The 18433-nt window shown below is 55.5% G+C and carries 16 protein-coding genes; 5 read left to right on the top strand and 11 right to left on the bottom strand.

Annotated features, from left to right (window positions below; translation table 11 throughout):
- Positions 1–96: 96 nt before the first annotated feature.
- Complete coding sequence (locus tag PSR63_RS06090) at positions 97–1125, top strand: dihydrodipicolinate synthase family protein (RefSeq protein WP_274331623.1); 1029 nt, start codon at positions 97–99, stop codon at positions 1123–1125.
- 88 nt (positions 1126–1213) lie between these two features.
- On the opposite strand, the gene PSR63_RS06085 is transcribed toward PSR63_RS06090, so the two are convergent.
- The 6 genes from PSR63_RS06085 to mnmG all read right to left on the bottom strand — a co-directional run bounded on the left by PSR63_RS06085 (position 1214) and on the right by mnmG (position 8640).
- On the bottom strand, positions 1214–2035 hold the full coding sequence (locus tag PSR63_RS06085; RefSeq protein ID WP_274331621.1) for a hypothetical protein: 822 nt from the start codon (positions 2033–2035) through the stop codon (positions 1214–1216).
- Positions 2036–2359: 324 nt separating this feature from the next.
- A complete protein-coding gene (locus PSR63_RS06080) occupies positions 2360–3994 on the bottom strand; it encodes a Na+/H+ antiporter NhaC family protein (RefSeq protein ID WP_274331619.1) in 1635 nt (544 codons plus the stop codon).
- 3 nt (positions 3995–3997) lie between these two features.
- Positions 3998–4747 carry a sensor histidine kinase gene (locus PSR63_RS06075; RefSeq protein WP_274331617.1) on the bottom strand — a complete coding sequence of 250 codons (750 nt, stop codon included), beginning with the start codon at positions 4745–4747 and terminating at the stop codon, positions 3998–4000.
- Positions 4748–4853: 106 nt separating this feature from the next.
- The gene (locus tag PSR63_RS06070) at positions 4854–5477 is read right to left on the bottom strand and encodes a hypothetical protein (protein WP_274331616.1); all 624 of its coding nucleotides are present in this window, start codon (positions 5475–5477) and stop codon (positions 4854–4856) included.
- 315 nt (positions 5478–5792) lie between these two features.
- Positions 5793–6371: a response regulator gene (locus tag PSR63_RS06065; protein ID WP_105350268.1), complete on the bottom strand. Its 579-nt coding sequence runs from the start codon at positions 6369–6371 to the stop codon at positions 5793–5795.
- A 430-nt stretch (positions 6372–6801) separates the two neighbouring features.
- Positions 6802–8640 (bottom strand): tRNA uridine-5-carboxymethylaminomethyl(34) synthesis enzyme MnmG, encoded by a 1839-nt coding sequence (gene mnmG / locus PSR63_RS06060; RefSeq protein ID WP_274331609.1) that lies wholly within the window; start codon positions 8638–8640, stop codon positions 6802–6804.
- Between the two features lie 200 nt (positions 8641–8840).
- Between mnmG and PSR63_RS06055 the strand changes: the two genes are divergently transcribed.
- Positions 8841–9722 (top strand): phosphorylase family protein, encoded by an 882-nt coding sequence (locus PSR63_RS06055; protein ID WP_274331608.1) that lies wholly within the window; start codon positions 8841–8843, stop codon positions 9720–9722.
- Here PSR63_RS06055 and PSR63_RS06050 read toward each other — a convergent pair.
- The 4 genes from PSR63_RS06050 to hpnC form a co-directional block, all read right to left on the bottom strand.
- Positions 9719–10114, bottom strand: a complete 396-nt coding sequence (locus tag PSR63_RS06050; protein WP_274331606.1) for a hypothetical protein — start codon at positions 10112–10114, stop codon at positions 9719–9721. The genes PSR63_RS06055 and PSR63_RS06050 overlap by 4 nt on opposite strands.
- 84 nt (positions 10115–10198) lie before the next feature.
- Positions 10199–11626 (bottom strand): hydroxysqualene dehydroxylase HpnE, encoded by a 1428-nt coding sequence (gene hpnE / locus PSR63_RS06045; RefSeq protein WP_274331604.1) that lies wholly within the window; start codon positions 11624–11626, stop codon positions 10199–10201.
- Positions 11626–12510, bottom strand: a complete 885-nt coding sequence (locus PSR63_RS06040) for a phytoene/squalene synthase family protein (protein ID WP_274331602.1) — start codon at positions 12508–12510, stop codon at positions 11626–11628. The genes hpnE and PSR63_RS06040 overlap by 1 nt, the downstream gene beginning before the upstream one ends.
- Positions 12507–13454, bottom strand: a complete 948-nt coding sequence (gene hpnC, locus PSR63_RS06035) for a squalene synthase HpnC (protein WP_274331600.1) — start codon at positions 13452–13454, stop codon at positions 12507–12509. The genes PSR63_RS06040 and hpnC overlap by 4 nt, the downstream gene beginning before the upstream one ends.
- Positions 13455–13664: 210 nt before the next feature.
- Between hpnC and ispH the strand changes: the two genes are divergently transcribed.
- The gene (gene ispH / locus PSR63_RS06030) at positions 13665–14603 is read left to right on the top strand and encodes a 4-hydroxy-3-methylbut-2-enyl diphosphate reductase (protein WP_274331599.1); all 939 of its coding nucleotides are present in this window, start codon (positions 13665–13667) and stop codon (positions 14601–14603) included.
- A 97-nt stretch (positions 14604–14700) separates the two neighbouring features.
- Here ispH and PSR63_RS06025 read toward each other — a convergent pair whose 3' ends face one another.
- Positions 14701–15924 (bottom strand): 3-keto-disaccharide hydrolase, encoded by a 1224-nt coding sequence (locus PSR63_RS06025; protein ID WP_274331598.1) that lies wholly within the window; start codon positions 15922–15924, stop codon positions 14701–14703.
- A gap of 186 nt (positions 15925–16110) precedes the next feature.
- Here PSR63_RS06025 and PSR63_RS06020 point away from each other — a divergent pair, with 186 nt between their 5' ends.
- Positions 16111–18018, top strand: coding sequence for a cation:proton antiporter (locus tag PSR63_RS06020; protein WP_274331597.1), 1908 nt, complete (start codon positions 16111–16113; stop codon positions 18016–18018).
- 58 nt (positions 18019–18076) lie between these two features.
- Positions 18077–18265, top strand: coding sequence for a hypothetical protein (locus tag PSR63_RS06015; RefSeq protein WP_274331596.1), 189 nt, complete (start codon positions 18077–18079; stop codon positions 18263–18265).
- Positions 18266–18433 lie beyond the last annotated feature (168 nt).

Here is an 18433-nt window from a genome sequence, read left to right as displayed (position 1 = left end):
TCTTGAATCAGTATTTACCTGCACCAAGCATGGCCCGTAAATTCTAACGGGTTTCCTACCACCTCGCCTAACCCCCGTGCTGCTCGGATAGATTTCATGGCCGCTTCCTCGACGCGACTTTCCGGAATTTTTACTCCCAATATCGTTCCCCTGGATGCCAATGGCGACATTCACGAGGCCGAACTGCGGCGATATGTCGACTGGCTGATCGAAAAGGGGGTCCACGGGCTCTATCCCAACGGCTCGACCGGCGAGTTCCTCAGGTTCACCGTCGAAGAACGTCGCCGGATTATCGCCATTATCGCCGATCAAACTCGGGGCCGCGTGCCGATTCTGGCTGGTGCCGCGGAAGCGAACGTTAAGGAAACGCTTAAAGCGTGCGAAGCCTACCACGAGATGGGCTGCCGAGCGGTCGCGATCGTTTCGCCGTTTTACTACAAGCTGAGCCCTGCGGCCGTCTACGCCTACTTCAAAGAAATCGGCGACAACACGCCCATTGATGTGACGCTGTACAACATTCCGATGTTCGCTTCGCCCATCGATGTCCCTACCGTTCGTCGCCTGGCCGAAGAGTGCCCGCGAATTGTGGCGATCAAGGACTCGTCGGGTGATCTGCCGCACATGATGCGGATGATCTCCGAAGTTCGCCCAGTGCGACCCGACTTCAGCTTTATGACCGGCTGGGATGCGGCCCTGATGCCGATGCTGTTGATCGGCTGCGATGGCGGAACGAACGCGACCAGCGGTGTGGTTCCAGAGATCACACGTCGTCTGTACGACCTGACGCTGCTGGGGCGAATCGATGAAGCACGCGACCTGCAATACCGGTTGTTGACGCTGTTCGATGCGATGATCCAGAACTGCGAGTTTCCCGAAGGCTTCCGAGCGGCACTCGCCCTGCGAGGCTTCAAGCCAGGCAGCGGCCGCCAGCCGCAGTCGCCGAGCCAGAAGATGGAAGTGGAGAAGCTGCGCAACGAACTGCAGTGCTTGCTCTCGGCCGAGGGTTTCGTGAACGAGCCAGTCGGCGGCTGCCCAGCCGGTCAAACGACGGCGAATCCGGATGATGTGGCACGCATCGTGGCGGGTGTCGTGGAAGAGCTGCGACGTCTGGGTATGGCAACCTGATCTCTACCACCGCGTAATCTAAACACTACCAATAAAAAAAGGGCGTCTCGAAATCGAGACGCCCTTCGCCCTCCTGGGAATTGGGTCGTTACGGGAGCACGTATCGTAGGCTGTTACGGATTGGTTGGCCTTCGGTATAAACCTTTGGCTGGCCAAGTAGTCCGCGGCCGACATACGAGTTGTTGTTCATCGGAATGATCGGCAGCACGGGGCGGAACGTCGTGCGGTCGACCGGATAAACGGTGGCATTGGGAACGGGGACCGTGCCAGTTACGACTGGGGCCTGAACAACAGGTGCCTGAACAACCGGCGGGTTGTTGTAGGCGATCGTCGTGACGGGACGATTGACGACGACCGGATTGCCAACAGTCGTCACAGGAGCCGAATAGGTTGCCGGAGCCGTGTACTGAACGCGTTGCACACCATTGTTAATCGTGTGCCATGGGTTCGGGTTTACCGGCTCGACATAGTAGGAAGTTTGCGTCTCGTAGGCGGGATACTCAACGCGGCGAACTTCCTGCTGCTGGATCGGCTGCGGGTTGTCATAAACGATGGTGCGTGGCTGGCCAGAGTACTGCACGATGGTCTCTTGCGACTCGGTTTCAACGACGGTTCGCGATGGCGTTTGCACCGGTTGGCCGACGTAAGTACGCAGGACCGTTTCCGACTCGTTGATGGGCGTGATCGCGGATGCACGCTGCACATTGGTCGATTGGTCGGCGGTGCCGTTGGCGGACGAAAGCTCGATCGCTCCGGGTTCTTTCAAGTCACCTGGTGCCGCCATCCGCGTCATTGGGCGGTCTTCGTTGTAGGTGGCGTCGACCCATTTAATGGTTGGTTCTTCCTGTGCATAAAGCAGGGCAGGAGCCGCAAACATAACGCAGGCGGCAAGCGTGGTCGTCCTGAACATGGGAACCTCTTTTCTTCTCTCAGGGTCATTTGGGGAACGCTCTTTCATATTGCAACCGCTATGCCGAGAAGGCAAATAATTCGCGAAAGTGGCCTGACAGCATCCCTAGCCGTCAATGCCAGCAAGATCGCGTAAGTCGAACACGCAGAAATGGTTGCTAACAGTTCGCGGTGGACGAAAACCGACGCAAAGAAGGAAGTGACAGCGTTTGGCCACTCACAGCCGTTAGGCCAATGTTGTAACAGTTACAACACTTTTCGCAGCTTGTACCAAGCCGTTGATGGTTCCCGGCTCAACTCGTGGTTGGGCACCGGCCAAACATGGCTAGGCTTCAGATTCGATTTCCGCAGCGAGCGTTTCCGGATTTTTGCCCAACAGGAAAAGCGTTCCGGCCATCGCTCCGACGCCTAACACGTGAGACACGTAGACCGGCATGCCATAGGCAACCGGAACGGTTCCCAGGATCACCGATAGCACGGCGCCCAGAATCGCATACGGCATCTGCGTGCGAACATGGGCCATGTGATGGCAGCCACAGCTTTGCGACGACAGAATGGTGGTATCAGAAATGGGGGAGCAGTGGTCGCCGAAGATCGCCCCGGCCAGGACGCTACCCACGACCGACAATAGCAGGGGATCGGCCACGTCGAGTGGTTCTCCTCCGCTGGTCAGCATTCCGGCCGATAGCGAAACGGAAAGTGGCACCAGGATGCCCATCGTGCCCCAGCTTGTGCCGGTCGAGAAGGCCACGGCTGCTGCCAAAATGAAGACGGTCGTCGGAAGCAATTCGATCGGCAGATTGGCTGCCAGTAACTGTTTCAAATACCCAGCCGTATCCAGGCCGTTGAGGGTCATCTCTCCCGTTTCTTCGTTGAACGTCGGAGGCTCGGTCTGGGCCGCCAACGATGCTGCCAGCCAAAGGATCATCAAGGCCGGAAGCATCGCGCGAAAACCTTTCAGGATCGCTCGAGCGCATTGACCAGTCGAGAGTAATCGCTGCGGTAGGATCAGCACGATCGCGACAACCAGGCTTATCGCCGAGCCGTAAAGCAGGGCTTTGTAGGAGTCGCCTTGCCCAATGATTTGCAGCAGCGTGGGTTCCATTTCTTCGCTGGTGACCGCTTGGTAACCGGTCCAATACAGGATCGCGACCACGGCTGCCAGCATGGTGCCGACCGGGATCGCCGCGTTCAACCAACTGGAACTATCCGGCAAGACGCCTTCATCGTCGGATTTGGAATCCTGGCCAGGCCCCTGACTGAGCATGGTGACTTCCGCTTTGAGCATCGGGCCGAAGTCGCGGCGAATTATCGCGACCAGGGGAACCAGCAGCAGAGCCCACCACGAGTAGAAGCGGTACGGAATGCTCTCGACAAACAGTAGGAACGCATCTGGTTTTTCGCTACCGGAGATCTGGTTGATACCTTCTTCGATGAAGCTGATCTCCGTCGCGACCCACGTTGAAATCAAGGCCAGGCCAGCGACAGGAGCGGCAGTCGAGTCGACGATATAGGCGAGCTTCTCGCGGGAGATTTTCAGGTGGTCGGTCACTTCTTTCAGCGTACCGCCCAAGAGCAACATATTGGCGTAGTCGTCAAAGAAGATCGCCAAGCCCATGAGCCAACCGGTGACCTGGCCTTTGACTCGCGTGTTGGCAAAGCAAACGATCAAGTTCACCAGGCCTCGCATTCCGCCGGATGCGGACACGACGCCAATCATTCCTCCGGTCAGCAGCGTAAAGAGATAAACCTGGACTTTGTCCCAAGCGGTAGCTTTCACCCACAGATAATCGGCACACGCTGACCAGAGCCCCGTGAACGGATTGCCGCTATGCAGGATGATGGCACCCACTACGATGCCGACGAGCAAAGAAAGGAGCGTACGCCGCGTAAGAATTGCCAGGGCAATCGCAACCAACGGAGGAACCAGGCTCAACCATCCGAAAGGGTGCGGATCCATCCGTTACTCGCTCTCGCAATTGATTTTCGGCGACAAGGGGATTTCCAAGACGATCCGAGCCCCCGGGCCGTATGCCGTATCGACGTACGTGTCACCTCCATGGGCCTGGGCGATCGTCCAGCATTTGGTGAGGCCAAAGCCCAGGCCTCGGCCGGCTTCGCGTCCACTATGAAAGGGATCGAAAACAATTTCAGCCTGTTCGTCCGAAATACCAGGTCCATCGTCCTGAACGGCTATCGTGGCGACTTCGTCTTCGGTCGCCAATGTCACTTCGATCTTTCCACCGCATTTAAGTGCTTCCAAAGCATTGCGAATCAATGCACAGACAGCCAGCGTGATTAGGTTGGCATCGGCCGTCAGGCGAATCTCGCGATCGGACGGAACAAGCTTGAGTTCCGTCTCCTGCAACTTCCCCAGCGGCAGCGTCTGCTGCATCGCATCGGTAGCAATTGCATCGAGTGTGCACTCATTCGGCCGAGGCTGCGGAGGTCGCGCGAACAGCATCAGGTCGGCGATCATCTCGTGCCCTCGCATCGCTTGGGCGTAGATCGTGGCCAGTTCATGACGTCGATCGGGATCAGTTTCGCCAACGAGCAAAGCCTGGGCTCGGCTGGCGATATTGGCCAGTGGATTGTTGATCTCGTGACTGGCGCCATAGGCGAGTCGCTTCAGACTAAGCAGTTTCTCATCGCGTAGCTGACGCGAGGAATGAACCGACTGGCTCGGCGAGTTTTCCAGATGGCGTTGAGACATAGGTCGTGGCTGGTTCGGTTCCGATTCGACTTAAAGTCACGATTAGCAACCCATCTTAGTCAATCGTGCGGAAATTCATACGGCGGATTGCTTGTCGTCGATGAGGCTACAGCTTGCTACCAAAAAACCACATAACGCCGGACGCGACGACCAGCAGGATCCCGGCCAAAAAGCAAGGAATTGATGCGAAGAAGCCAGGAAAAGGTTTGTCGATTTCCAAGGTGATGGCTTCGTCCAGGGATGTGCCGCGAAACATCTTGGCAAATTCTTCCGGTTGGCTCCCATCATCACCCACGATTCCATACGAGAGGATTCCGGTCAATTCCGGGCGATCCAACACTTCATCCACACGGTTGTATTGCGATGGGTGGACTTTGGCGTCGGGGGGAGCGACGGCGTCCTCGCTGGCATTGTCCACATACAGAATAACAGGGCGTTCGGTGCTTTCTGGGCGGGATTTCCCGGCATCAATTTGAATAGGAATCCACGCCTCTTCATAAGTCCGTGATACGAGGTAGCTGAACGGATAGTCAAAGTCTGTAATGGTGACATGGTTGTTGGAAATGGAGCCTGACTTGCCTAGTTCTTCAATTGAGATACGCGCGGGCGTCGAGGATCCGCCAACGTAGATCGAGGAGTTGATGAATCCAAAATAGGCGGCGGCCAATCCGAGGGCCAAAACGGCAAAGCCGCCCAGGTTGAGGATAGGGCGGAGGAGGGCAGTTAGCATGGCAGATTTCCAAGGGCAGTGAAAAAACGCAATCGGATCAAGATGTCAAACATCGGAGAGCAACGAACTGACAATCTCGTTCGTCAGTCGCAGCAAAGAATTCTGGCAACAAGTCAGTGCCTGAGATTCGCGACCTCATTGTGTAAGGGACGCGGAAGGCGACTTCAATAGACGGAAGAGCAAAAGTAGGAAAACAAGTTCCCACGATCGTGTATGAGCAGTTCCAAGAGGCTCGTGCCGGCAGCATACAAACACAAACAGCATAACCCAACGTCATGCTGTTTGTGTGGAAAGCAAGATGCGGAAATCAGTGGCTTAGGAGTTCACCGATTCCATGTCCAACATGTTGCAGGCCTTGTCGACCAGTGCTTCGACCGAGAACGGCTTCTGCATGAATTCGTTGGCACCACAAGCCATCAGGTCAGCGACCTTGTCCTGTTCGATCATGCCAGAGATGCAGAGGATTTTGACGTCTTCCATCGTCTTGTCCATGCGGACGCGTTGGCAGACTTCCTTACCGTTGATGTCCGGTAGCATGATGTCGAGAACGACGATGTCCGGGTGGAATTCCTTGACCAGCATGCCGGCGTCAAAACCGTTGTTAGCGGTTCGCAGTTCGAAGCGGCCGTCGCGTTCAAACGCATCGACCAGCAATTCGACCAGATCGACGTCGTCGTCAACGATCAAGGCCTTACGCTTGCCACTTTCCAGAGCATCGGTCGGGATGCCGTTCTCACGCATGAAGTTGTAAAGCTGATCACGCGGGATGCGACGAAACCGGCTGCCTGGGACGCGAAATCCTTTCAGTTGCCCCGAGTCGAAGCAACGAATAATGGTCTGTTGGCTGACCTTGCAGATTTTCGCTGCTTCACCGGTGGTAAAGACTGTTTTCATGTGCTGTCATCCTATCCCTAGCGTGTTTGGCTACCAATGCGATAAGTGAGTTTGGAGGCCGCCACGTTTTCCTGAGCATCCTCGCGCTCCGCGCATCCGTGTCAAACGAGTACATCCCGTTTAAAACTCTAATTTTCTGGAAGGTGTGTAATCGTTGCACCCCACGATAAATGAGTATTTCCGCTCTTCATCCGGATATACCCTGTTTACCGAATTTGCCAGATGCCGGAATTATACTGTCCTAGATTGCCACGTCAAGATTGATGTTGATGGCGTAAGTTAAGATGCGACAACAGTTTGTGACACAAAGTGAAACGCTGGCCAATATTTTGCCTAATCACAATCCAAAAGCTTTCAAGGGCAAGTACCCCGGAATTTGGGTACTTTTTGACTGCTTGCTAGTGATAGCAACCCTATCAATATCCCCAAGTTAGGAGGATTTTGCACCCATCCGACCATCGAGATAAACCAGTAGCAGAGCGATGTCAGAGGGGGTAATTCCACTGATCCGTTCGGCCTGAGCAACCGAGGTTGGGCGGATCTGACAAAGCTTCTCGCGGGCCTCAGTTCGCATCTGGGTAAGTCGCGTAAAATCGAAAGACTCAGGAATTCGTTTGTGCGAGAGCCGCTTTTGCCTCTCGACTTCGACCTGCTGACGAGCGATGTACCCCTCGTAGCGAATGTCGTAGGTGACCTGCAAAGCCGCTTCGTCGGTGATCTCTCGAAGCGACGGTGCTAGCTCGCAGACTTGTTCCCAAGATGAGTCATTACGCTTCAGGATGCTCGACAAGAGATTGCCTTGGTGCCGAGTGCTGCCCAGGACCTGCATTGCGACATCGATCTGCTGCTGCTTGTTCGTGAACGCTTCCCACCGCTGAGGCGGAATCAGGCCGCGTTCGTTTGCCAGTGGCGTCAGCCGGCGGTCGGCATTGTCTTGCCGAAGCATCAAGCGGTGCTCGGCCCGGCTGGTAAACATTCGGTACGGTTCGTCGACACCGCAGGTAACCAGGTCGTCAATCAGTACACCGATGTAAGCTTGCTCGCGGCCCAGTACCAACGGATCTTCAGCGCGACCTTCCAGGGCCGCGTTAATACCGGCCATCAATCCTTGAGCCGCCGCTTCTTCGTAGCCGGTGGTTCCGTTGATCTGGCCAGCGAAATAGAGCCCGGTTACATCCTTGGTTTGCAAAGAAGGCCACAGCTGATCGGGCGGGCAGAAGTCGTACTCGACTGCGTATCCATATCGCATGATCTGAGCGTTCTCGAGTCCGGGAATCAGCTTGAACATCTCGTCCTGAACGTCGCGCGGCAAGCTGGTCGAGATCCCGTTGACGTAGACTTCGCGCGTGTTGAACCCTTCCGGTTCCAAGAACAGCTGGTGCCGATCTTTGTCAGCGAAACGAACGACTTTGTCCTCGATACTCGGACAATAGCGAGGTCCCCGCGAATCGATCTGCCCGCTATACATCGGGGCGCGATGCAGGTTGGCTCGGATAAGGTCATGCACCTTTTCGTTGGTGTAGGTGATATGACACGGCATCTGCTCGAGATCGAGCTTTCCCGTCAGGTACGAGAAAGCTTGAGGGTCGTCGTCGCCTGGTTGCAGTTCCGTTTGTTCAAAGTCGATCGAATTGAAATTCAAACGAGCTGGCGTGCCGGTCTTGAAGCGATCTAGCCGAAAGCCGAGCCGATTCAGGGCGCTGCTAATACCACTGGACGTTCCCTCGCCCCCGCGACCGCCAGGCGTTTTGGTTTCGCCGGTGTGCATGATCGCGGAAAGAAACGTGCCGGTGGTCAGGACGACGCGTGGTGCGGAATAAATAGCCCCGCCATGCACGCTGACGCCGGTGATACGCTGTTTGCCATCAACTTCTTCGGTCAGTAGATCACTGACGATCTCTTGCCGCAGGTCGAGGTTGGCTTGATCTTCAACTGCCAGTTTGACCCAAAACTGGTATGCCTTCTTGTCCGCTTGAGCTCGCGGACTATGCATCGCGGGGCCCTTGCGGCGATTCAATAGTCGGAACTGGATGCCGGTGGCGTCGATTGCTTGACCCATGATGCCACCCATGGCATCGATTTCTCGTACGATCTGCCCCTTGGCAATACCGCCGATCGCTGGGTTACAGCTCATCTGAGCAACCGTATCGAGATTGGTCGTCAGCAGTGCCGTTTTGGCTCCCAGACGCGCAGCGGCCATGGCGGCCTCGGTACCTGCGTGCCCGGCTCCGACGACAATTACGTCATATTGATAACGACACTCCGACATCCAATCACCTTGCAATCAACCTGCTTTATGAGCGAAGCTTGTATTGTAGATGCCACCTTCGAGGTTCGCGAAGGGGCGGATTTCAAGTTTTCAGCGCGAAGTGTTCCGTTTTCAGTGATAGAAAGCCAGAACATTTGGCATCTGCGGGGCACCGCACCGCCGAATCTGAAAACTGAACACCTCAAACTGAAAACTATCCTATGCTCCTACGCTACCTCGTTTCCAACTTCCTCCAGCAACAAGGCCAAACGGTCGTGCGGGACTTTGTCTCGCAGCAGCTGGCCGAACACAATTCGGAGGAAACGGCCCCGGAAGATATCCCCAAGCCAGATGTGGTTGTAGTTTTTGCGTTGGGGGTAGAGTCCGCCGGATTCAAAGAGTCACTTGATTCCCCAACACCCGTGAAGATGGAGAAGCGAACGGTCACCGTTGGCAGGCTGGGCGATCGCGTCGTTGGAGTTGTCGAAACAGGCGTCGGGCGAAAGTCAGCCGCGGCCGCCGTGCGTGATGTGATTGATATCATCGGACCGAAGTGGATCGTATCAGCGGGCTTTGCTGGTGGGCTGGTTTCCGATTTGAAACGTGGTCACGTGGTCATGGCCAACTGTGTCGGTGATTTGGAAGGGAATGAAGTCAAGATTCCCCTCAACTTAACGGCAGAGCAAATCAAAGCGACGCAGGGGTTGGCCAGTGGCAAGCTACTGACGGTTGACCGCATCATCCGTACGGTGGAAGAAAAACGCGAGCTAGGTGACAAGCACACGGCCGTGGCGGTCGATATGGAGACCTTGGCAATCGCCCAGGCATGTCACGAAAAGGAGACAAAGCTCATCTCCGTCCGCATCATCTCGGATACGGTCGACCAGCCGTTGCCGAAAGATCTCGAGAAATTGATGAGCCAGAAAACGACCTCAGGGATGCTGGGAGCTGCTGCGGCAACGATCTTCAATCGGCCTGGGAGCATCAAGGATATGTGGAATCTGAACGCCATGGCCAACAAGGCCAGCGACAAGTTGGCTGGTTTCTTGGGCGGCGTGCTCCCTCAGCTTGATCTGGCGGTGCGTGAAGACGAACAAAGCTAGTCTGTCGTAGTCGTCGCGCTCGTGTAAGCGAGATAGCCAGCTGAAGCGAGAAAGATCGTCCATTCGACGCCTGCCAGCACATAGGTTGTCGTCCCCATGCCGGTAAACAGGAAGAAGCTCATCGCCCGGAAGATGACTGCCGTGCCGTGAATCAGCACGCAGGCAATCAGGATCGGCTTGGTTGCGTCGATCATGAATAGGGGCATCAGGAAGATCAGCCCCCAAGCAAACTCGAGCCCGCCATAGACGGTGAAGAACTCGGACTCTCCACTGCCAGGCTCCAAGTTGAATCCGACCGATTTCGATGTCTGCCCCGGTGCCGCAGCGCACCAAACTCCAAGGAAGAGATAGGCCGCGCCAACCATAGCCAAAAACAGGCGAGTCGCAATCATGATGGTCCTCTGTCGGATTCCTGGACGGATATTCAGTGCCCAGTAAAAGCTGACCGCAAATCCTGTTTCGCGCTAACGGAGCCGTTACTCTTTTCCTAGTCCCCAGAGCATTCGCGAAAGCATGCTGACGGGTAGATCGGCGTCGCCAACCGATTCGTGATAGTCGTATTTTCGGAGAATGGCTTCCGCGGCGAGGTAGCCACTGCGGACGGCACCTTCCATGGTGGATGGCCAGCCGGTTTTCGTCCAATCGCCGGCCAAAGCCAAGCCTGGCAAGATGGTTCCTTGCGACGGTCGCAGGCCTTCCATCGCAGGAGTCGCAGCAAAAACGGCCTTCTTTTCGGTCACAACCTGGTAGTCGAGAAGGTAGGGGGCTGGCTGGGACCTAAAAGCCCCGACCAACTCACCTAAGATATGCCGAGAAAGATCTTCATGTTTCACGCCGGCCAAGTCTTGCGAGGCGCTAATGACAACCTGGTAATAGTGGCCAGTTGTCTCTTTGAATTGCCGAGCCCCATGATTGAAAACCCACTGGCTGGTTCGATCCAGTAGCACCGCATGTGGCAATTTTGTCAGCGGACGATCCACCCAAAGGTGAACGCTAGAAATCGGAGACGAATCAATTTCGTCCACGTTATCTAACTTGGGTATCAAGTTTTTGAGGATGGGCGAAAAGATCTTGGGAGATTGATGCCAGGGAACAGCCGCGATGAAGTTCTCGAATGTTGCCTCGCGCCCTTGTCCGAAACGAACGTTGAATCGCGAGTTGAAGTAAGCGACCTGCCGAACGGGAGACTGTCGATGAAAGCGGACGCCGCGTTCCCCTAGTTTCTGAGCAGCCTGAACATCAAAGATGTCTTGCAGCGGGATCCGCGGTACGTAGATCTGGTAGGCCCTTCGATGCCGCAAAAAACCGTCGACAAAGACCTTGCGTGCCGCCACGAACGAAACTTCGGAAAGGGGCGCGCCCAACGCACTGACCAAGACGATTTCCCAAAAGCGGCTAATGGCGACTTCCGATTGGAGTTGTTCGACCAGCCAGTCATGCATCTTGCGTCCGGCATACTTTTCAACGGCCGAAGGTGGAGCCATTTCCCACAGGGCGGCCGCGATTCGCTTCTGATCCGGTTTGGAAAGGTAAGTCTGACGACGAAAGGCTCCGGCCAAGTGAATCGGGGCCGGCAGCCAACTGCTGGCTTCAAATGGATGTGCCTGACCTTCGCTGTCGATGAAGTGCAGCCGAGTATCTCGGCGGAAGCACTCTTCCAGGTCCAATCGTTCGCAGAGTCCCAGAAAGTTCGTACAGCAGCCCATCGCTACGTGCTGACAGCGATCGATCAGCGATGGATGTTCCGGATCGCGATAGGCCCCGGCACGTCCCCCCAGTGATCGCTTTGCCTCGAAAAGATGGATCTCGAAGGGAAACCGCGAGAGTGCCTCGGCGACTGCAATACCGGCCAAGCCTCCTCCGACGATAGCGACGCGCTGGCCGCGCATGGCACTGGTATCCACTATGGAACCTCCGCTTTCTGAGGTCCTCTCGTTCCCAATGGCATCCGCGACATGACCAGCCGAGCAAACAGTTTTACCTTGCGCCACGAACCGACTTGAATCTTCCGCCTAAGCACGTCTTCCGGAGAGCGGGCAATCTGCTTGAGCAGATCGTGGTACGTTTCCATCATCGCGTCGAAAATGCGACAGCCATCGGGGTGAAGGTCATTGCGGAGGTCTTTGGCTTTCGTGAATAGCTTCTCTGCTCGTTCGATCTCGAATCGCATCAGGGGCTCGAAGCCAGGTGAAAGTTGCCCATTGAGTAGTGACTCTTCGGGGACGTCAAAGCGATTGAGGTCATCGAGCGGAACGTAGATGCGTCCACGCAGGGCATCTTCGTGGATGTCGCGGAGGATATTGGTCAATTGAAACGCAACACCGGCCGCGATGGCCGCCTCTCGATCGAAGTTCGGGCGAACGCCCCACACCGGCAAACAACTCAAGCCAATCGCCGACGCAACCTGGTAGCAGTAATGATGTAGCTCGTCGAAGTCGGTGAAGCGAGTTCGTGACAGGTCGCTTTCGACTCCCTCGATCGATTCCAGGAAGTACTTCTCGGGAATCTCATAGCGGCGAATCGTGTCGACTAGCGCTGGCAAACGCGAATCGGCGAAGTCTCCTTGCATCGCGGAACGGAATTGATCTCGCCATGACTTCAGCTGGGCTGCCTGGTCAGCTCCATCTTCATCGGCCAGGTCGTCGGTATGACGGAAGAACGCATACAGGGCATACATGGCCTGACGTTTCTCTCGTGGAAGGAACCAAAACGAGAGCAGGAAGTTCGAGCCAGACTGCTTGGAGAAGTGACGGCACTGGTCATAGCTGGCGGATAGGTTATCGGTCATGCCGGCACCTCGTAGGCATCGGCACGGAACTGTTTGTTACGGACGCGGATCTCCCACCAGGCTTGAGCCAGGAGTTTGACTTTCGTCCCTTTACTGACTTTCGGACGGTGGGTCCAGGTGTCGAAACGCTGCTGGCGAATCTGCCGCAAAATGGTTTGTCCGCCACGAACAAACAAGGCGATGTCGACTTTCAAGTTCGACGGGAAGTAGTCGACGATTGGTTCACCTGAGGCCAGCAATTGTTCAGCGCGACGGACTTCGAACTCGATCAACTCGCGAAACGCGTCCTTTTCGGCACACGCAGGCATGTCATCGATCGAAAGGTCGAACCGCGCAAAGTCTTCCGCAGGGATGTAGATGCGTCCCTTGTCAAAGTCGCGATGGACATCTTGCCAGAAGTTGGCCAGTTGGAGGCCGGTACAGACGCGATCGGAATAAACAACGGCCTCGGGGGAGTAACAGTGCCCGAGATACATCACCAATCGTCCCACTGGGTCGGCCGAGTTCCGGCAATAGGCCAGAAGTTCGCGATAGGTGTTATATCGCTTCTTCGTTTGATCCTGGCGAAAGGCGATCAGTAGATTGCGAAGCGGAGTAATGGGGATCTTGAACTCTCGAATCGTCCGCTTCAGGGCGACGAACACCGGATGGTGGGCTTCCTGTTGATAGCACGATTCGAGTTGCTCTTCCCACCAGGCCAGCAGCTTAAGCCCCTCGGCGTCAGTGGTGGTTTCGTCCGCCAAATTGTCCGCCCAGCGACAATACGAATAAATGGCGGCAAAGTGAGGATGGAGTTCGGTGGGAAGAAACCAGCTAATGACCGAGAAGTTCTCGTAGGACGAGGCAGTCAGGTCCTGACAATAGGAATAGGCGTCGCTCGTGCTGGGGGTCTGCCAACTGGCTGTTGGTCCGTAGTTGGCCAGTTGATACTGAAAAGGAGTCACGAGTTATCCGGGTAAGCTGGTATGGAGTTGCTGCCAATGCGTAAACGCGGGTCGCAAAGTGGATTGCAAACTGCAAATTTTGCGTAATTTCGAGTCGAAGGAAAGTCCGTTTTCCCCCCCAGCCAGTGCTGGCACCGTCTCAGACGGCTGCCCTAGGCCCTACTGATGGGTTGGGGTAAGATGCATGGTATGGAGGAGGTTTCCAAGCCAATGAAAGTGATTCTAGCAAGTCCACGCGGGTTTTGTGCGGGGGTGAACATGGCGATTGAGTGCCTTGACTTGGCTCTCAAGACCTTTGGCGCACCTGTCTACGTCTATCACGAGATCGTCCACAACAAGTACGTTGTCGAGACCTTCAAGAAGAAGGGTGCTGTTTTCGTCGACGATGTGCAGGAAGTCCCTCCGAATTCGATCCTGTTGTTCAGTGCCCACGGCGTTTCGCCTGAAATTCGCAAAGCGGCCAAGGAACGCGACTTAACAGCGATCGACGCGACCTGCCCACTGGTTACCAAGGTGCACTTGGAAGCGATCAAGTTCGCCAAGTTGGGTTACACGATCTGCTTGATCGGGCATGAAGGTCATGACGAAGTGATCGGCACGATGGGGGAAGCCCCTGAGGCAATCGTCCTGGTCGAGACCGAGGCCGATGTCGACACACTGGAGATCGCCGACCCTGAAAAGCTGGCCTACCTCACCCAGACGACGCTCTCTGTTGACGATGCAACACGGATCATTAACCGCCTGAAAGAGCGTTTCCCGGCAATCAAGGGACCGCCCAAGGCAGATATCTGCTACGCGACCCAGAATCGTCAGGAAGCTGTGCGAATCCTGGGGACGGAAGCTCAGTTGGTCTTGGTGCTCGGTAGTCAGAACAGTTCCAACAGCCAGCGATTGAAGGAACTTGCTCAGGAAAGCGGAACGCCTGGCTACCTGATCGATGGTGCCGGCGATATTCGGCCTGAGTGGTTTGATGGCGTGGAAGGGGTCTTGGTCACCGCCGGGGCGAGTGCCCCAGAGGACGTGGTTCAGGAATGTCTCGATTATCTGGTCGAGAAGTTCGACGCCCAAATTGAAGCTCGCAGCATCCGGGAAGAAGAAGTCCATTTCCCATTGCCGAAAGAACTTCGCAAGCTCGTTCAGCTCAATTAAATGCAATAGTCGAGCGATCGCTTGGAATTAAGCAAGAATAAAGCCACGAATGAATGGTCCGTGGCTCTTTTTATGATCGGTAAGGTAACCGCTGGTCTTATTCGCTTCGCTTGACCGGCCATCGTTCTGGCAGTTCCTGGATCTGGAAGTTGCGAAAGAGGACGTCGGTCGTCGGATCGTGTCCTTGCAGGATGATCGATCCTGCAGCCACGCGTTGCCCACGACGTGGGTTTTCATCCGGCTTGCGTTGATCAGTCCAGTCGGTGACCTGGTAGCCGTTGACCCAAACCGAGATATGGGCGCCTTCGGCGATGAGGGTCTTGGTCAGCCACTCCATATCTTTGCTAACCACCTTGCGGGCAACGCAGCGACGGAAAATGGCCCCTGTGCCGCTGTCGACCGGCTTGGTCGGATCGTTTCCTTCGATGCCGTTATGAATCTGACTTTCGTATCCCATCATCTTGTCGCCTGGGATGCAGCGGAAGAAGAGGCCGGAGTTCAGGTTCTCGGCGTTGGTCTTGGCTTCCATTTGCAGGACGAAATTGGCATAGAGTCCCTCCGTTTCGAGTTGGCCCGGGCCGTCCTGAGCATGGATGGCACCTTCCTCGGTGACACTAAATTTGGTGACCATCTCTGGGTATTGCTTCCAGCCGGTCAAGTCTTTTCCATTGAAGATCGATTTCAGGCCTAGCGGTTTCAGGCTTACGTTGCGGAACTGGATTTTCCCTTCGTTATGCTGTAGCCCAATAAAGCCTTTGCCGAGGTAGGCTGGATCTTCCAGGGTCGAAACTACCTCGCCATCCAGTTTTACTTCCAAAACGGGACCTTGAACGCGGACTTCAAAGGTATGCCACTCGCCTGGCTTGCACTCAGGAGTCACCTTCTCGCGACCGACAAAACTGCCGGTGGGAAAGGAATTGGAAGGAGGGGCGATATTCAGCTCATAGCAGTCGTACGTAGGGCTCTTCGGCTTAGGAGACGTTCGCAGGAAGACACCGCTGTTGGTATTTTCTTCAGCCAGGAAGTCGACCCGGAAGATATAGTCGGCAAACTGCGTTGTTGTGCAGAGCAGACCAATTTCACCGTCGGTGGCTTGGATCGTTCCGTCGACAACTTTCCAATCGGTCTTGGTGACTTGTTTCCACCCAAAAAGCGACTCTCCATCGAAAAGGGAGATCCAACCGTCTTCGATTTCTTCCGGTGTAAGACCTGGAGTTTGAGCAAAGAGTTCGGCACGCGGCATGATCGAGCCGAAGGCCAACGTGAGCAGAACGATCAAGATCTTTGGAAATCTAGTGCGGTCACGGTTATCAAGCGGCATGGTGTGAAAATCCTGGGCGGGAAAAGAAGGACCTTATCTGGCTAATAGGTGGAACACTCTAACCTAAAGAAATCATTAGGGTTTGGGAAGATCTGCGGGGTTTGCTCTGGCGGTGACGTAAGGTAGGTTAAAGATCCGTAGCAATGCGAGCGGCCAGTGAAAAGCTCGCGATCTGGAGAATCCGTTGTGGACGAGAAGCTATACCTACTCTATTTAGCCGGCATTCTGGCCCTGGGGATTTCAGCCCAGTGGTTGGCTTGGCGTCTGCGGCTTCCTTCCATTCTGCTTCTTCTGGGCTTTGGCTTTATGGCCAGTTTCCTCCCGGAAGGTCCCGACGAAATCATCGGACGTGAAGTCCTTTTCCCAATCGTCTCCCTTTCTGTGGCTGTGATTCTATTCGAAGGAGGCATGAGCCTGCGCTTCGCGGAACTGCGTGAGGTGGGGCCGGCACTGGGGGGCCTGGTAACTATTGGGGCCTTGGTCGTCTGGGGATTGGCATCGGTTGCTGCGCACTTTTTGATTGGCTTTTCGCCGGCGATTTCTGCCGTGGTTGGGGCCATTGTCGTGGTGACAGGGCCGACGGTCGTGGGGCCGCTGTTAAGCCATATCAGACCATCGCGAAAGATCGGCTCGCTGGCCAAATGGGAAGGGATCGTTATTGACCCAATTGGTGCGGTGCTGGCGGTTCTCGTGTTCGAGTTCATTATGCAGACCGGCGAAGGGGCAACCTGGGCCACTCCGATGTGGTCGATAGCCAAGACGATCATGGTCGGTGTCGTTTTGGGCGTGGTGACCGCCTATATGATGATCTTCGCTTTGAAGAGCTACTGGGTCCCTGACTTTCTGCACAATGCATTCATTCTGGCGGTGTTGCTGTCGGTATTTGCTCTTTCCAATTACATCCAATCCGAGTCCGGACTGCTGACGGTGACCGTGCTGGGGCTGTTGATGGCCAATCAAAAGCACATTCCCGTTCGGCATATCTTCGAATTCAAAGAGAACCTGCGTGTTCTGTTGATTTCTTGTTTGTTCATCGTGCTGGCCGCGCGAATTTCCCTCAGTACGCTCCTGGATGTGGGCTGGACCGGGTTGCTGTTCGTGGCCGTGCTGATTGTCATCGTGCGTCCGGCCTCGGTGTTTCTTTCCACGTTGGGCAGTAGCCTGAATTGGCGCGAAAAGGTCTTTTTGTGCTTCATGGCCCCCCGTGGGATTGTGGCTGCCGCGGTCGGTTCGATTTTCTCCTTTGAACTGGTCCACCATGCCGAGAATCTTAATCTCAGTGAAATTGGTGGTACCTCCGAAGGAGCCCTGGTTGTACCGGTCGTGTTCATGGTGATTGTCGGTACGGTCACGTTTTACGGTCTGACGGCCGCTCCGGTTGCTCGTTGGCTCGGTTTAGCCAGCCCGGCACCGCAAGGGGTGCTGATTGCCGGAGCGGATCGCTGGATTCGAGAACTCGCGGTGGTGATCAAGAGTGCCGGCTTCCATGTGATGCTGGTCGATACCAACTTCCGCAATATCACGGCGGCTCGGATGCAGAACCTACCAGCCCAGTGTGCGAGTATCCTCTCAGACTTTGTAAGCGAAGAACTCAATCTTGGTGGGATTGGACGGTTGCTGGCCGCTACGCCGAATGATGAGGTCAACTCGCTTGCCTGCATGGAGTTCACCCACTTATTCGGTCGAAAAGAGGTCTATCAGCTGAGTCCTTGGGATTCTGGCTCTGGCAAGCGGCAGTCGGTCTCCGATCATCTGCGAGGCCGCGTGATCTTCGGGCACGGGCTCGACTTCTACAAGATCGCCCGGCGCGTAACCGCGGGTGCCCAGTTTAAAAAGACGACGATCACCGAAGAATTCACCTACCACGACTTTCAGCAAACCCATGGTGAATCGGCCACACTGTTGTTTGTGATCCCGGAAAGCAACCGACTGAGGATCGTGACGGCTGACGACAGCTTCGTGCCCAAAGCTGGGCAAACCATCATCGCCCTGATTGATGCTCGACCTGAACCGGTCAAGCCACCCGCGAAGTCAGACGACTCGAATTCTAGCGAGCCGGAAGAATCGCCAGCGAAATCTGTGGAGTCGGAATAGTCTTCTCGAGCGGTGCTAACTGCTTGATCTCGATGGTCAGGCAGCAACGAGCGGCCAAATGACTTTTCACATCGATGGCATGTTTCTGCATCGCAACGACTTCGCCGAGGCTGGCATCATCGATCCAGGCTTCTGCGAGAAACGGAAGATCAATAAGGTGAAGCTGTACCTGGCTACCATCGTCGATGCCTGTGGGCCTATGGAACCACCGTTTGAGGACCAAAGTGCCTTCGCTGGCCGCTTGTAAGATCTGCGGCCAGTTCGCTGGTAACTTAACACGCTTGGGCGCCTGCTGGGCGTTGATAGTCATCTCCCAGGGGCCGTTGAGTCGAATGATGTATGGTTCGGTCATCAGAAAAAAAAGCGGACACACCTTGTTCAGTGTGTCCGCAACTGGTTGATAGGAAGCGATTGG

This window comes from Bremerella sp. P1 (genome assembly GCF_028748185.1).
Taxonomy (GTDB): Bacteria; Planctomycetota; Planctomycetia; order Pirellulales; family Pirellulaceae; genus Bremerella.
Note: the sequence above shows the minus strand (reverse complement) of the source record. Positions and strands in the feature narration are given on the sequence as shown.

Excerpts from the sequence above, each read along its gene's own strand:
- PSR63_RS06090 (WP_274331623.1), top strand. The coding sequence starts at position 97 with ATGGCCGCTTCCTCGACGCGACTTTCCGGAATTTTTACTCCCAATATC.
- PSR63_RS06085 (WP_274331621.1), bottom strand. The coding sequence starts at position 2,035 with ATGTTCAGGACGACCACGCTTGCCGCCTGCGTTATGTTTGCGGCTCCT.
- PSR63_RS06080 (WP_274331619.1), bottom strand. The coding sequence starts at position 3,994 with ATGGATCCGCACCCTTTCGGATGGTTGAGCCTGGTTCCTCCGTTGGTT.
- PSR63_RS06075 (WP_274331617.1), bottom strand. The coding sequence starts at position 4,747 with ATGTCTCAACGCCATCTGGAAAACTCGCCGAGCCAGTCGGTTCATTCC.
- PSR63_RS06070 (WP_274331616.1), bottom strand. The coding sequence starts at position 5,477 with ATGCTAACTGCCCTCCTCCGCCCTATCCTCAACCTGGGCGGCTTTGCC.
- PSR63_RS06065 (WP_105350268.1), bottom strand. The coding sequence starts at position 6,371 with ATGAAAACAGTCTTTACCACCGGTGAAGCAGCGAAAATCTGCAAGGTC.
- mnmG (WP_274331609.1), bottom strand. The coding sequence starts at position 8,640 with ATGTCGGAGTGTCGTTATCAATATGACGTAATTGTCGTCGGAGCCGGG.
- PSR63_RS06055 (WP_274331608.1), top strand. The coding sequence starts at position 8,841 with ATGCTCCTACGCTACCTCGTTTCCAACTTCCTCCAGCAACAAGGCCAA.
- PSR63_RS06050 (WP_274331606.1), bottom strand. The coding sequence starts at position 10,114 with ATGATTGCGACTCGCCTGTTTTTGGCTATGGTTGGCGCGGCCTATCTC.
- PSR63_RS06040 (WP_274331602.1), bottom strand. The coding sequence starts at position 12,510 with ATGACCGATAACCTATCCGCCAGCTATGACCAGTGCCGTCACTTCTCC.
- ispH (WP_274331599.1), top strand. The coding sequence starts at position 13,665 with ATGAAAGTGATTCTAGCAAGTCCACGCGGGTTTTGTGCGGGGGTGAAC.
- PSR63_RS06025 (WP_274331598.1), bottom strand. The coding sequence starts at position 15,924 with ATGCCGCTTGATAACCGTGACCGCACTAGATTTCCAAAGATCTTGATC.
- PSR63_RS06015 (WP_274331596.1), top strand. The coding sequence starts at position 18,077 with ATGACTTTTCACATCGATGGCATGTTTCTGCATCGCAACGACTTCGCC.